Here is a 13,728-nt window from a genome sequence, read left to right as displayed (position 1 = left end):
ATAGCCACTCGATACGACAAGTTAAAACGGAACTATGAAAGTTCTGTTGCATTAGCTTGTATATTTTTATGGCTCCCCTTGTAGGTTAAATTATGAACCCTAAATGTCAACAGACCCTAGAGATTTGTCGAATTTTTCAAAATATGTATTGAAATTTATTCAATCCGTCCGCATCTTAATGGAAAAGCATTTATCCAGATATTCGAGATTATAAATTCTATGTTATTTCATTTACCTAAAGTTCCCGCAGAAATTCGTATTAGTCATTTAAATGCACGAATTAATGAACAAAGAAAAAGAATTGCTCAATCAACTGCATCTAAACTTGAGCTTTTGCAGTTGACACAACAATTGGTCAAAGAAGCACGTGTACGTAAAAAGCATAATCAAAAAATCTATGTTTTAGATTTTAAAGGTGATGTTCAAGCTTCTGCTGTAGAGAATTTACGTGAAGAAATTACCTTGATTTTAGCAACAGCAAAAGCTGGGCGAGATCGAGTAATCGTGCGTTTAGAAAGCCCAGGTGGAATGGTGCATGGTTATGGCTTGGCAGCAGCACAATTGGTTCGTTTACGTGATGCTGGTTTTCACTTGACTATTTGTGTGGACAAAGTTGCTGCTAGTGGCGGTTATATGATGGCGTGTATTGCCAGTGAAATTGTTTCTGCGCCATTTGCTGTAGTGGGTTCGATTGGTGTGGTTGCGCAAGTGCCTAACTTTAATCGACTGTTAAAAGAGCACCATGTTGATTTTGAACTATATACCGCAGGGCAGTTTAAACGTACCGTGACAATGTTTGGTGAAAATACACCTGAAGGCAAAGCTAAATTTGAAGAAGAACTACAACAAACCCATCAATTATTTAAACATTTTGTTGAAAAATACCGTCCGCAATTGAATGTGGAAAAAGTAGCCACAGGCGAGCATTGGTATGGTGAAGATGCACGTGATTTGAACTTGGTCGATAAGTTACAGACTTCGGATGAATATTTACTGAGTTTGCTCCCACAACACGATGTTTATGTGATTCAAACACGTCGTAAACCGACATTGGGTGAGAAACTTGGTTTACAAGCAGCGCAAATGGCAGATGCCTTAATTCCATCCCTTGTTGGAAAATTATTCAATGAAGTGACTAAATTGAATTCTTCACTTCCTATGCTGAGAGACAATAAGTTCTGATTCGTTTGTTTTAATCTACACAAATGATCGAAATCTCGATATATCACCAAAGAGCAGTTGGTTTCAACCAATTGCTCTTTTTTTATAACAAAGTCTTATAAAGCAGCTTTATGGATTGGCAAAAGTGCCAAAAAAAAATGACCTCATGCGATCATGACAAGCTTAAAAAAAATGATTAGGATGCTATACATCATAAAATCAAAAACTCAGGTTGAAAGGAATATAAATATGTTGGCATATGATGCAGATTTAGAACTTTTTCGTGATAACTTCAAACGCTTTATGGCAGAACATGTTGCTCCATTTTATGAGCAATGGGAAAAAGAAGGCTTGATGCCACGATCAGTGTGGTCATTATTGGGTGAAAATGGCTATCTTTGTGTCGATGTTCCTGAGCAATATGGCGGTTATGGCGTACCAACGGAATACTCTTTGATGTTGGTTGAAGAGTCGGCGCGTGCAGGTTATGGTGCATTATCTACAGCAATCTCTTGTCACTCTGAAATCGCAGCGCCTTATATTTTGCATATTGCCAATGAAGAACAGAAGCAATACTGGTTACCTAAAATGGTCGCTGGTGAGGTCGTCGGTGCTATTGGGATGACTGAACCTGGTGCAGGTTCGGACTTACAGGGTATGCGCAGCAGTGCTATTTTGAATGGTGATCATTATCTATTGAATGGTTCAAAAACCTTCATTTCAAATGGTCAGCATGCAGATTTAGTCGTATTGGCAGCAAAAACAGATCCACAAGCTCGTGCCAAAGGTGTTTCATTGTTATTGGTCGATACTCACTTGGATGGTTTTAAAAAGGGAACCAATCTCGATAAAATTGGGTTGCACTCTCAAGATACTTCGGAATTATTCTTTGATAATGTGAAAGTTCCTGCCAACCAGTTATTGGGCAATGCTGGTCAAGGCTTTGCTTATTTGATGCAAGAACTTCCTCGTGAACGTACTGCAATTGCTGCAACAGCATTGGGTGCGATTCGTGGAGCAATTGATGTAACGACTCAATATGTGCAAGAGCGCCAAGCATTTGGTCAGAAAATTGGTAGTTTTCAAAATACTCGATTTGTTTTAGCACAAGCTAAAATTGACGAATTGGCAACTGCAGCATTTTATAATCAGAATTTAGCATTATATAAAGAAAATAAATTGGATGTTGAAACTGCGGCGGCGTTGAAAAGTTTCAGTACGGATATGCAAATGAAAATTATCGATAGTTTGCTGCAACTCTTTGGTGGTTATGGCTATATGACGGAATATCCAATTTCTCGTTTCTTTGTAGATGCCCGTATTCAACGTATTTATGGAGGAACAAATGAGATTATGAAAGAAATCGTCGCTCGTGGAATCATTGGTCGTTAATTTTTTTTAAGAAAAATGAATATCTAAACTGTTCATGCTTTTTAGGGAGCATGTGCAGTTTTTATTTTTATGATCAAGACTTGAAGTGGTTTAAATTAAACGATTAAAAATAAGAATTTTATAAAAGTAGTTCTGCCTCAAACAGTTACGGATGTGTTTCCGAGTATGATATTTTATCAAGAATTTTATATTGAATTTAGGATCAGGTAGTCATATTGATTGTTCTTAGAGGGGGGTAAAAGGAATACATATAATCATGAGGAAAGTTTAAATTTTAGAGAAAATTAAATGATTGACAATGAAAGACAATTTTCAGTTGAATCCACAGTTCAGCGCTATTCTGGTGCTGGTGGCTGGCACTATGTGATTGTTCCTAAAAAACAAGCCATGGAAATAAAAAACTATCTACTTCAAAGGCAAAGTTGGGGTCTTATATCTGTTACTGTGACAGTAGGACAAAGTGTATGGAAAACTTCAATATTTCCAGACAAGCAATCAGAAGGTTATTTGCTACCACTTAAAGCAGAAATTCGTAACAAAGAAAAAATCTACTTAGGCGACAGTATTTTATTCTCAATTGCTTTATCTGTTTAATCAATAACAAGAAATTATCAGGTTAAATTTGAATATAAGGTTTAAAATGTATCTTTGGTTTAATGCTGAACAGTGAATAAAAATTCAATTAAACGCTCAGTACATTTAAACATTCATCGATAAAAACGGGCAATTCATAGGTCGAACGTGAAGAAATATAAAGATTATTGTCGTTCACAACTTCACGATCAAAAATAACCGCGCCCGCATCTTTTAATTCTTTGATCAATTCATCAATCGAGGTCAAACGACGACCAATTGCAATCTGTGCGTCGATCAAGAGTTGAGGGCTGTAACAACACAGAAAAATCGGTTTTTGTGCATTGGCAAAACTGCGGAGAAAATCAATGAAACGCGGATCTTTCTTTAAATGATAAGGTGATTGCCCGCCTGGAATCATTAAGGCATCAAAATCTTTAACTGAAATATCATCAATCCCTAAATCTATACTGACGGAAGATTTACGTTGTTGGCTGTAGACAATGTTGCCTGCGGATTTTTCTATATTTCGAACAGAATGACTTGCGGCACGAAAAGCTTCTACGGGATGATGATATTCCGTATCTTCGAAATCATGGGTGATGAGAACAGCGATTTTTTTATTCATTTTCTTTGTCTCGAAATCCGCTTTTAATTTTAATCATAGTGGGCAATGATTAAAATTCCATAGCTACTTTGTAAGTAATGGATAGCGGAGTTTACTCATACATTGCTGATATTTTATTCAAAGTGGTGGCAATAACGGAATCATCGATAAAAGCGTTATTGCTCAACAAATTTAACTGAACTATTGTTATACTGTTTTGGGTCTAAAACTTAGACTTTTCGTAATTCTTGACTTTCAAAGGGCGATATAACAATGATCAACGATGATCAAAAAACGACTTCTCTAGATCTTGCTCAAATCCGTGAAGATATTGATTCTGTAGATCAACAAATTCAACAACTCATCAATCGCCGTGCAAAACTGGCGGAAGCAGTTGCTAAAGCAAAATTTGCATCAGAAGAGAATCCGTTGTTTTATCGTCCAGAACGTGAGGCACAAGTTTTACGTAAAGTTATGGAGCGTAATGAAGGACCCTTGTCAGATCAAACAATGGCTCGTTTATTCCGTGAAATTATGTCGGCATGCTTAGCACTTGAAGCACCACAAAGTATTGCATTCTTGGGTCCAGTCGGAACGTATACTCACTCAGCAGTCTTAAAACATTTTGGTCAAGATGCTGTGGTTCGCCCATTGCCAACAATAGATGAAGTATTCCGTGAAGTTGAAGCAGGAAGTGCGCACTATGGTTTAGTACCCGTTGAAAACTCATCAGAAGGGGTTGTTAACCATACATTAGATTGTTTTAAAGCATCACATTTGAATGTGATTGGTGAGGTTGAATTACGTATTCATCATCAATTCCTGATTTCATCAAATACACGTAAGGACAGCATTAAACAAATTTATGCGCATCAACAAACCTTAGCACAATGTCGCAAATGGCTTGATGCTCATTATCCGGGTGTGGAGCGTGTTGCTTTAAGTTCTAATGCAGAAGCTGCTCGTCGTATTCGTAATGAATGGCATTCGGCAGCAATTGCATCTGATGTCGCTGCAAGTATTTATGACTTGGAAATCTTGCACGGCAATATTGAAGACAATCCTGAAAATACCACACGTTTCTTGGTGATTGGGCGTGAGAAAGTTCCACAAAGCGGTAATGATAAAACGTCATTGTTAATTTCAGCACATGATCGTGCTGGTGCTTTGTTGGAAATTCTTGCACCATTTGCCAAGCACAATATTAGTCTGACCAGTATTGAAACCCGTCCAGCATTGCCTGAGAAATGGGCATATGTATTCTTCATCGACTTAGAGGGTCATGTGGAACAAGACAATGTTAAAGCTGCGATTGAGGATATACGCCCGTTAGTTAAAGAAGTACGAGTACTGGGTTCTTATCCAATCGCTGTACTTTAAAGTTGTTGTGAAGAGGGTAGTTTAAAATCGTCATGTCACAACCTTTATTTAAAAAAGTTGCTTTTATTGGACTTGGGCTGATTGGCTCAAGTTTGGCGCGTGTGATCGCAGCAGAACATCTTGCAGAAAATGTTGTTGCTGCAACACGTTCAAAAAAAACCTTAGCAGATGCTAAAGCTTTAGGGATTATTTCTGAAGGTTTTAGTGATCCAGTTGATGCAGTTCGAGATGCAGATTTAATTGTTTTGGCTTTGCCTGTTCGTGCAACGCAAAAAATTCTCGAAACAATAAAACCTTATCTATCTGAAAATGCGATTATTACCGATGTAGGCAGTACCAAAGGCAATGTGGTCGAAGCTGCACATGCTGTATATGGTCAGAATATTCCGGTCGGTTTTGTACCCGGACATCCTATTGCTGGTGCTGAACATACGGGTGTTCATGCAGGTAAGGTGGATTTATTTGCCAATCACAAAGTGATTTTAACGCCATTACCGAGTAGTGCGGAATGGGCTGTTGAAAAGCTGATTCAACTTTGGCAGGCAGCTAAAGCTGAAGTGATTTGTATGGATGTTGAAAAGCATGATGAGGTTTTGGCACATACCAGTCATTTACCGCATTTGATGGCATTTAATCTGGTTGAACAGCTTGCAAACCGTGAAGATAATTTAGATATTTTCCGCTATGCAGCCGGTGGATTTCGAGATTTCTCACGTATTGCAGCCAGTGATCCACAAATGTGGCATGACATTTTTTTTGCCAATAAAAAAGCCATACTCAAAGCTGTAGATGGATTTGAAGCGCAACTCGCAACTTTGCGTCAACTGATTGAAGATGAAAATTCACAAGCCTTGATGGGATTGCTTGGTCATGCACAAGCGGCACGCCAACATTTCAATCATATGCTCGCCAATAAACCTTTGATGGAGAAAAATAAGGTGACACAACAATTTACCATTTTGCCGGGTGAGAAGACATTTAAGGGTAAATTTACCATACCAGGTGACAAGTCAGTGTCTCATCGTTCCATCATGTTTGGAGCGATTGCTGAAGGAACTACACATGTGACGGGCTTTCTCGAAGGTGAAGATGCTTTAGCAACACTTCAAGCGTTCCGTGATATGGGGGTAAGTATTGAAGGTCCGAAAAATGGTGAAGTGACCATTCATGGTGTGGGAATCAATGGCTTAAAAGCGCCTAAAACAGCGTTGTATATGGGGAACTCGGGCACCTCAATGCGTTTGCTCTCAGGAATGTTGTCTGCACAACAATTTGACTCTGTTATGACGGGTGATGCTTCTTTGTCTAAACGTCCAATGGAGCGTATAGCCAAGCCTTTGCGTGAAATGGGCGCACAGATTCAAACTACGGGCGAACGTGGTACACCGCCTGTTTCTATTACGGGTGCTCAAGCATTGAAAGGAATTCATTACGATTTACCTATGGCTTCTGCACAGGTGAAATCAGGGATTCTGTTGGCGGGTTTATGGGCTGAAGGTGAAACATCTGTTACTGAACCAGAACCAACACGTGACCATACAGAACGTATGTTGCGTGCATTTGGTTATGAAGTAAAAACAGAAGGAAATCGTATTTCACTGCAAGGTGGTGGAAAGTTGGTAGGTACTGAGATTCAAGTTCCTTCAGATATTTCTTCTGCTGCCTTTTTTATGGTGGGTGCTGCGATTACAGAGGGTTCAGATGTTACGCTTGAAGCCGTTGGGATTAACCCAACACGTACAGGTGTGATTGAAATTCTTAAACAAATGGGTGCAGACCTCACTGTTGAAAATGAACGCATCGCTGGCGGTGAGCCGATTGCGGATATTCGTATTCGTGGTACGCGTACGTTGAAAGGTATTCATATGCCTGAAGATCAAGTGCCATTGGCGATTGATGAATTTCCATCTTTGTTTATTGCTGCTGCATGTGCTGAAGGGCAAACTGTTCTGACAGGTGCAGCTGAATTAAGAGTCAAAGAATCTGACCGTATTCAAGTGATGGCTGATGGTTTAAAGACTTTAGGTATAGATTGTACGCCTACAGATGATGGCATCATCATCGAAGGAAAAGGTAAGTCAGGAGACTGGTCCGCGATTTTCACTGGTGGTGAAATTGAATCACATCATGATCATCGTATTGCAATGAGTTTCTCGATGGCTGGTTTACGTAATTCTGGCGAGATTAAAATTATGGGAACTGAAACAGTTGCCACTAGTTTTCCTACATTCACTCAGCTTTCGAATCAGGCTGGACTTGAGATTCAAGTTTCTGAATAAAACGGAATCGTGTCTCCATAATACTTGTCTAATATTTGTATAATTAATTGAAAACAGCCAAGCAAAAGCTTGGCTGTTTTGTTTATATTGCTTATTCTAAAACCATACAACTATAAAGCCTTTTGGATGAAGCAATGAGAACATTACAATTTACTGCAAACTGCGAAAATCATGTTAAAAGCAATGGTTATGGTCAAAATGCATGCCATGTTACTCAGGCGTATGTAACGGATTTATTGTTAAAACAACTTTCTCAATATGGTTTTAAGGCGGAAACGACATCTTCTCATGAAGATTTGGCAGTGAGTGTGGAAAATCATCCGATAGGTTTAGGGGTGAATTGTCGTTTAAATGATCAAGGCTTGTTGACCTGTGAGATTTCTGCACATGCTGATGAAGAGCAGGTATGGTTTAGAAAAATTGCCACTCAAAGCATGATTAAGCAATTGGCAAATGCTGTGGAAAATTCTTTAAAACAAGATAATGCCTTTAGTGGTTTTGAGTGGAAAGGCTAAGCTTGAGCCTTGGTTAAGCAATTTAGGTTTGAGAATAACAATGCAATTACAATTATTTATTGATAAGTTTCCTGTAGATCAGGTGGGCAATACAGTCAACATTGAAATTATTAAAAAATATCAATCTTATTTACCAGAAGCGTTGTTAGAGCTCTGGCGTGAGCATGGTTTTGGTTTCTATGGGAATGGTCTAATTCAGATCATTGATCCTGAACGTTATCAGGACGTATTGTGGTCATGGTTAATGAAAGATGAACCTGATATGACGCGGTTGCCTATTGCAATATCTGCTTTTGGAATAGTGTTCTACTATCGGCGTCTAAGCGATGCAGGCGATGAAGATATTTCATTTATGGATCCACACAATTCTGATATTGGAGTAACGGTTTGGTCATTGAATGACTTTTTTAATGAATGGTTGTGTGATGATGAAATCATAGAGCAGTTTTTAGAAAAATCAGCACTGAGCCAAGCACAAGAAAAATATGGAAAATTAGCGCATGATCAAATGTATTGTTATCTGCCTGCACTTCGATTAGGTGGTCGTGCCAGTGATTTGAATTTGGATAAGGGGGTTGCTCCCACCCATTTGGATTTTTTATATCAACTTGCTTTAGACAATTAAGTCTAAGTGTTCAGCGTTATTATTGGGGTGAAATAAAAAAGACAGCTTATATAAGCTGTCTTAATGAAAAGGTTAAATTACTCTACACGTAACCAAGTTTGGCTACGACCTACGACTGAAATACCTAAATAACCACGAAGAAATAGTTTTTTACCATTCGGGCTGATCTTGCCTTTTAGGCGGTAGATTTTTCCAGAAACAGGATCAATGATTTTTCCATCGGTGTAATTCACATGATCATCTGTTTTTAAGCCAGAGATTACTTGTAAACCAATGATCGGTTTATTGGTATAAGGGGCAGGGCAATTGGTACAAAATTCTTTAGGTGTATAGCCTGGACGTGGTGTTGCTTTTAAAGCTGTTCCTGCATAAGTTCCATTACTTTGTTTTTCGATTTTAACCAAACCTTTGGCTTCGCCTGTTTTGTCGTCAATATAACGCCAAGTCCCTGTGATATCCTCTGCAAAAGCTGAAGATGTAAAAAGCACCATAGACATTGCCCCAAATAAAACTTTCTTCATTTCCCTTATCCTTTATTTGAATATTTTAGTTCAATTTAAAAATACATTGATCTAAGGTATTGATTATATAATGGATAGTCATAATAAATATTTACATAATGTGCCAATAAACATGAAAATTAATATGAATTGGCACATTAGGATAAGTGATTAAAAGGGTGGGCAATTTAATGGTTAAGCCATCATAAGGCAAAGATTAAGTCACCACACGGATCTTAAAAATATCGTTTAATGCTTCGATCTGAATATCACAGTCTAAAAATTTTTGAATCATTTCAGCTTGGGTTTTAGTGTGATCGCTCAATACTTGTGCTGTAAATTCACCACCTTTGCCTAAAGCCAAAGGTAATAAAAGTTGGTCGGCTAAATATTCATCAACCACAGCATGTGAGTTCAAATAGGCTCTCACCTCTTTGGCTAAATCATGTGCCACTTTTTCAGCACATTTTTTCTTTTCACCTAAAGCTGAAAAGACTTGCTGATGGTGTTCATAATTTAAGATAACAAATGCAGTGTTGCCTTGGCTGATCCCTTGAAAATTAATACGTTTACGTTGATTTAAACCAAGTTTATTATTCAAGACATCTAACTCTCGATCTGCAATATCTTGTTGGATGTTTAAGGCTGCTGCAAAACCATGTATTTCCAGTAATTTTCCCTTGGTTAAAATAGATTGCTCAAGTTTATTGTTCCATGGATGAATGGTGATATTGATTTGACCTGCACCAATCGGAAAAAAGCCAACGCGTTCGCATTTAAAATCAACTTCTATGCCAAGCTTTTGAATAAAAGGCAGGAAACAATGTTGAATAAAATCTGCTGTGGGTGCCAAAGGATTATGTGTTCCGCCGTGAATACTCAATTGACTTGCTTCTGGTTGCATCATGAGTGCAGGAAGGAGTGTTTGCAAAACCAAAATTGTGCTGCCTGCCGAACCGATATGAAAATCATACTTCCCAGTTTCAACTTGTTGAGGTTGAAAATACAGTTTTTGGGAATGTAACTCAGCACCTTCAACAATTGCATGACTGATACGTTGAGAAGCTTGCACACAAACCAAATGCTGACGCATTAAGCCAGGTTTCTTTCGACCTGCACGGATATTGATAAGCTCAAAAGGAATACCTGTTAGCATAGATAGGGAAAGCGCAGTTCTTAAAATTTGCCCGCCGCCTTCGCCCAGTGAGCCATCTATTTGGATGGATTTATTTTTTACTAATGTGTTCATTTTCTATTTCATCATTTCTTGCTAAATCATTTGGTTTTCGGACATGTTTTATAAAATGTAATTCATTTACACCATATTATGGATCGTTATACTGTGCCTCAGCTAAAGAGATCGCATTCGCTCCACTTTTGAATTTGCATCATTATTTTCTACACAGTCATCTTCCCAAAAAACAAACGGGACAAATTTCATAGTCAAAATTACCCGAGGCTGATCTCGAGTGTCATGATGACAATAAAAACAGGGGTAATTCATTCAAACTCCAAAAAAAAGGTGAACATACTGTCAGTACATGGTAATGCTAGGTGCATTGTGACTTTGCTTTCACAAAGGTTTGCCTTGTTTGTAGTGATGGGTTGATTTGTGCTTATGGTTTTAAGCTAACCCGCTCGCTCATCAAGCCACTACACTATTTTCAATCCTGTGTTGTGGAGGTAGAGGATCTTGCACTCGCCCAGTATGTTCGGGTGATCTCAGATGACGAATCATTTGAGAAAAATTGAAATATATTGTCAGTACGTGGTAATGCTATATAAATAGTCACTTTGATTCACAAAGGTTTAAATGATGCTTAGTGATGGATTGATTGGTTCGTTTCCGCCCTAAATCCGCTTCGCTGTCATTACCCAAAAATGATGCTGACTTTTATTTCAATCTATACAGCCTTAGATCTTGTACTCGCCCAATATATTCCAAATCTGATCGGCTAAAGCCGATCAAAGCTTTTAAATGATCGCTTTAAACGTCCAGTAAATCAACTTGCCAGTTTGTGGCTTGTATTAATACATTTAAATCACGTAATTTAGCACTGATATCATCGGATTGTTTTTGCAAAGATGATACTGGAATTACCTTATGCCATTTGATTTCACGTGTACTATAGCGATCTGGTTCACGTTGAGTGTTGCTGATGGCAGACGTTAAAATTTTATGGCGCTCCACAAGCTCATCACGTTGAGTCAGTAAAGCCAATAATGAACGACCATCAGTTAATTTTGCCAAAGCATTGGTTTGATGAATGGCATAAACAAGTTTTTGAGATTCTTGAGTTAATGCAAATACTTGCTTTAATAACTCGTTTGGATCTTCCGATGGTTCATCACCGTCTTGTACCAATACATTTGCATTGATACGTTGTTTCAATGAAGCGATTTTCTTTTGTTGATCGCTTCGTAATAAAAGTGCTTCTGCAAGTTTCATTTTATTTTTCCTATATCTTTAATTGATATTTAACACCACAATTTCATATAAGGTTTGCTGACGTAATGTATCAACGTGGATTGATTCGGCAAACCTTATAATGTCTTCTAAGCTTTGGTATTTTTCTAATTTGGTCATCATGATACTAACCCTTTACACAAACAACCTGACTTAAAGTGTAAACCACTTCCACCAAATCGCTTTGCGCTTTCATCACATCTTCAATTGGCTTATATGCCGATGGAATCTCATCAATCACGGCTGCATCTTTACGGCATTCTACACCTTGGGTCTGTTCAATCTGATCTTCTACAGTAAACAACTTTTTCGCTGCAGTACGGCTATGTACACGACCAGCGCCATGCGAACATGAGCAGAAAGATTCCTGATTTCCCTTACCTTTGACAATAAATGACTTAGCACCCATTGAACCCGGAATAATCCCATACTCACCCAAACGGGCACGTACAGCACCTTTACGTGTTACCAGTACTTCTTGACCAAAGTGTTCTTCTTTATCCACATAATTATGATGACAATTAACCGCCTCAACCTTAGCATTAAAGGGTTTATTTATAATGATACGCAAAGCTTGCACAGCCGCTTCCATCATTAACTCACGGTTTTTCATGGCAAAACGTTGTGCCCATCCAACCGCAAACCAATAGTCGTCAAAATGCCCCGTACCTTCTACCAAGTAAGCTAAATCTTTATCAGGCAAGTTAATAAAATGCTTTTGCATATCTTTACGTGCCAGTTCGATAAAGTGATTACCGATTGCATTTCCTACACCGCGAGAGCCTGAGTGTAGCATGATCCACACCTGTTGATGTTCGTCTAAACAGATTTCAACAAAGTGATTCCCAGTTCCTAAAGTACCTAACTGTTTATGGTTATTGGTATTTTTTAAACGTGGATGCTTCGTACAAATGTATTCAAAATCAGTCACTAACTCAGCCCATGCCTGATCAACACGTTCAGTAGGTGTATCCCATGACCCTCGGTCTCGACGACCACGACCTTTGGTCATTCCATGCGGGATCAAGCGTTCAAGCTCGGTACGCAGTGCATGTAAATTATCGGGTAAGTCTGATGCAGTAAGTGAGGTACGTGCTGCCATCATCCCACAACCAATATCTACGCCAACAGCAGCGGGAATAATTGCACCTTTGGTTGGAATGACACTCCCAATTGTTGCTCCGATTCCGACATGTACATCTGGCATCACTGCCATCCATTTATAAATAAATGGCATTTGCGCTGTCTTTAATAATTGTTCTTTGGATTTCTCATCGACAGGCACACCTTTGGTCCACATTTTTATAGGGACACCTTTTTTATCCTGAATAATATTATAAGCACGTTCATTGGATGCTTGTTTTTCAATTTGTTCTGATACTGACATAGTCATAGCTTTATCCTTTGCAAAACCTGCCTGCCAAGCGGTTGCAGGCAGGTGATATTTATATACATCTCATGATGTATGTTCTATATATTGCAGAGAGTGTGCCAACTTTGTTTTTTAATTGATTTTATTTTATAAGATATTGATATTTAATTAATAAATGTATTTAAATTTTTCTTTAAATACATATTTCAAAAAAAATTATGCAAATTTAAATATTATTTTAGATAGTAATCTATCTATTTTTATATTTTAAATAAAATATAAAACAACCAATGCCTAAACATAATAAGAAAAGTAGGCTAAAACCAATAGAAAAGATGAGGTTTATTTTAGAGCCTTGTAAATATGCAAATAAAGTAATTGAAAACATTAGGTTATAAATACTACTCAGCAAATATCTTCCACAATGTGGTGCAAATTTAGTAGTAAAATAGCCGAACCAAATTGCAATTGGAAAGATTGATATAATTGAAAAATAATAAATTTTTGAGCAGGTTGGGATGTTCTCTTGAAGGAAGCCGCAACCCAAAGTGAGTGAAAGCCAAAAAACGACATAGAAGAAAAATAAAAATACAAAAATGAGTAAAGGAAATAAGAGGAAAGCAAACCAAGCACGCATTGTTATTATTCAGGGTATCTATCACGTTGCAGAGTATAGTACGAAATCTAGCTTGGGAGAATTTCTTCTCCCAAGCTGAGTTTGATGAAATCTGTGATTCTTAATCTTTGCTTATATCCCATACCGTATGATCATCAGTGGATTGATAATGTTCTTCGATATGGATTTTTAACCTGAGTGAGAGAGGATCATCTTCTAGGATTTGGCTATGCCCATGTAA

13 protein-coding genes and 1 pseudogene are annotated in these 13,728 nt (G+C 38.0%); 8 read left to right on the top strand and 6 right to left on the bottom strand.

Features of this window, described 5'->3' with window-relative positions:
* The 4 genes and pseudogenes from F938_RS24175 to F938_RS12805 all read left to right on the top strand — a co-directional run.
* A pseudogene (locus F938_RS24175) lies at nucleotides 1-84 on the top strand (IS5/IS1182 family transposase); the annotation flags it as partial.
* Nucleotides 85-210: 126 nt separating this feature from the next.
* Nucleotides 211-1,182: a protease SohB gene (sohB, locus tag F938_RS12815; RefSeq protein WP_257790589.1), complete on the top strand. Its 972-nt coding sequence runs from the start codon at nucleotides 211-213 to the stop codon at nucleotides 1,180-1,182.
* A gap of 228 nt (nucleotides 1,183-1,410) precedes the next feature.
* Entirely contained in the window at nucleotides 1,411-2,553 is a 1,143-nt protein-coding gene (locus F938_RS12810; RefSeq protein ID WP_005032291.1) for an acyl-CoA dehydrogenase family protein, read from the top strand.
* Nucleotides 2,554-2,841: 288 nt separating this feature from the next.
* Nucleotides 2,842-3,147, top strand: a complete 306-nt coding sequence (locus tag F938_RS12805; protein ID WP_005032289.1) for a DUF1905 domain-containing protein — start codon at nucleotides 2,842-2,844, stop codon at nucleotides 3,145-3,147.
* Between the two features lie 88 nt (nucleotides 3,148-3,235).
* On the opposite strand, the gene F938_RS12800 is transcribed toward F938_RS12805, so the two are convergent.
* A complete protein-coding gene (locus tag F938_RS12800; protein WP_005032287.1) occupies nucleotides 3,236-3,754 on the bottom strand; it encodes a DJ-1/PfpI/YhbO family deglycase/protease in 519 nt (172 codons plus the stop codon).
* Between the two features lie 252 nt (nucleotides 3,755-4,006).
* On the opposite strand from F938_RS12800, the gene pheA reads away from it, so the two are divergent.
* From pheA to F938_RS12780, 4 genes are all read left to right on the top strand, one after another.
* Nucleotides 4,007-5,113: a prephenate dehydratase gene (gene pheA, locus F938_RS12795; RefSeq protein ID WP_004824524.1), complete on the top strand. Its 1,107-nt coding sequence runs from the start codon at nucleotides 4,007-4,009 to the stop codon at nucleotides 5,111-5,113.
* A 32-nt stretch (nucleotides 5,114-5,145) separates the two neighbouring features.
* Nucleotides 5,146-7,392 (top strand): bifunctional prephenate dehydrogenase/3-phosphoshikimate 1-carboxyvinyltransferase, encoded by a 2,247-nt coding sequence (locus tag F938_RS12790; protein WP_005032283.1) that lies wholly within the window; start codon nucleotides 5,146-5,148, stop codon nucleotides 7,390-7,392.
* A gap of 134 nt (nucleotides 7,393-7,526) precedes the next feature.
* On the top strand, nucleotides 7,527-7,907 hold the full coding sequence (locus F938_RS12785) for a hypothetical protein (protein WP_005032280.1): 381 nt from the start codon (nucleotides 7,527-7,529) through the stop codon (nucleotides 7,905-7,907).
* A gap of 40 nt (nucleotides 7,908-7,947) precedes the next feature.
* Nucleotides 7,948-8,532 (top strand): GAD-like domain-containing protein, encoded by a 585-nt coding sequence (locus F938_RS12780; RefSeq protein ID WP_005032279.1) that lies wholly within the window; start codon nucleotides 7,948-7,950, stop codon nucleotides 8,530-8,532.
* Between the two features lie 77 nt (nucleotides 8,533-8,609).
* Here F938_RS12780 and F938_RS12775 read toward each other — a convergent pair whose 3' ends face one another.
* The 5 genes from F938_RS12775 to F938_RS12760 all read right to left on the bottom strand — a co-directional run bounded on the left by F938_RS12775 (nucleotide 8,610) and on the right by F938_RS12760 (nucleotide 12,886).
* Complete coding sequence (locus F938_RS12775) at nucleotides 8,610-9,053, bottom strand: DUF2147 domain-containing protein (RefSeq protein WP_005032276.1); 444 nt, start codon at nucleotides 9,051-9,053, stop codon at nucleotides 8,610-8,612.
* A gap of 196 nt (nucleotides 9,054-9,249) precedes the next feature.
* On the bottom strand, nucleotides 9,250-10,281 hold the full coding sequence (gene rtcA / locus F938_RS12770) for an RNA 3'-terminal phosphate cyclase (RefSeq protein WP_005032275.1): 1,032 nt from the start codon (nucleotides 10,279-10,281) through the stop codon (nucleotides 9,250-9,252).
* A 738-nt stretch (nucleotides 10,282-11,019) separates the two neighbouring features.
* Nucleotides 11,020-11,481, bottom strand: coding sequence for a DIP1984 family protein (locus tag F938_RS12765; RefSeq protein ID WP_005032272.1), 462 nt, complete (start codon nucleotides 11,479-11,481; stop codon nucleotides 11,020-11,022).
* 18 nt (nucleotides 11,482-11,499) lie between these two features.
* Nucleotides 11,500-11,622, bottom strand: a complete 123-nt coding sequence (locus F938_RS24875; RefSeq protein WP_005032269.1) for a hypothetical protein — start codon at nucleotides 11,620-11,622, stop codon at nucleotides 11,500-11,502.
* 4 nt (nucleotides 11,623-11,626) lie between these two features.
* Nucleotides 11,627-12,886, bottom strand: a complete 1,260-nt coding sequence (locus tag F938_RS12760) for an RtcB family protein (RefSeq protein ID WP_010591562.1) — start codon at nucleotides 12,884-12,886, stop codon at nucleotides 11,627-11,629.
* Between the last annotated feature and the right edge of the window lie 842 nt (nucleotides 12,887-13,728).

The sequence above is a fragment of the Acinetobacter bereziniae LMG 1003 = CIP 70.12 genome (assembly GCF_000368925.1).
In the GTDB taxonomy this organism is placed as follows: Bacteria; Pseudomonadota; Gammaproteobacteria; order Pseudomonadales; family Moraxellaceae; genus Acinetobacter; species Acinetobacter bereziniae.
The sequence above is the reverse complement of the archived record's forward strand: the minus strand, read 5'-3'. Positions and strand labels throughout refer to the sequence as shown.

What these genes read in the sequence shown, in the direction of transcription:
- F938_RS12765 (WP_005032272.1), bottom strand. Translation starts at nt 11,481, where the DNA reads ATGAAACTTGCAGAAGCACTTTTATTACGAAGCGATCAACAAAAGAAA.
- F938_RS12800 (WP_005032287.1), bottom strand. Translation starts at nt 3,754, where the DNA reads ATGAATAAAAAAATCGCTGTTCTCATCACCCATGATTTCGAAGATACG.
- F938_RS12790 (WP_005032283.1), top strand. Translation starts at nt 5,146, where the DNA reads ATGTCACAACCTTTATTTAAAAAAGTTGCTTTTATTGGACTTGGGCTG.
- F938_RS12810 (WP_005032291.1), top strand. Translation starts at nt 1,411, where the DNA reads ATGTTGGCATATGATGCAGATTTAGAACTTTTTCGTGATAACTTCAAA.
- rtcA (WP_005032275.1), bottom strand. Translation starts at nt 10,281, where the DNA reads ATGAACACATTAGTAAAAAATAAATCCATCCAAATAGATGGCTCACTG.
- F938_RS12785 (WP_005032280.1), top strand. Translation starts at nt 7,527, where the DNA reads ATGAGAACATTACAATTTACTGCAAACTGCGAAAATCATGTTAAAAGC.
- pheA (WP_004824524.1), top strand. Translation starts at nt 4,007, where the DNA reads ATGATCAACGATGATCAAAAAACGACTTCTCTAGATCTTGCTCAAATC.
- F938_RS12805 (WP_005032289.1), top strand. Translation starts at nt 2,842, where the DNA reads ATGATTGACAATGAAAGACAATTTTCAGTTGAATCCACAGTTCAGCGC.
- F938_RS12775 (WP_005032276.1), bottom strand. Translation starts at nt 9,053, where the DNA reads ATGAAGAAAGTTTTATTTGGGGCAATGTCTATGGTGCTTTTTACATCT.
- F938_RS24875 (WP_005032269.1), bottom strand. Translation starts at nt 11,622, where the DNA reads ATGATGACCAAATTAGAAAAATACCAAAGCTTAGAAGACATTATAAGG.
- F938_RS12780 (WP_005032279.1), top strand. Translation starts at nt 7,948, where the DNA reads ATGCAATTACAATTATTTATTGATAAGTTTCCTGTAGATCAGGTGGGC.
- F938_RS12760 (WP_010591562.1), bottom strand. Translation starts at nt 12,886, where the DNA reads ATGTCAGTATCAGAACAAATTGAAAAACAAGCATCCAATGAACGTGCT.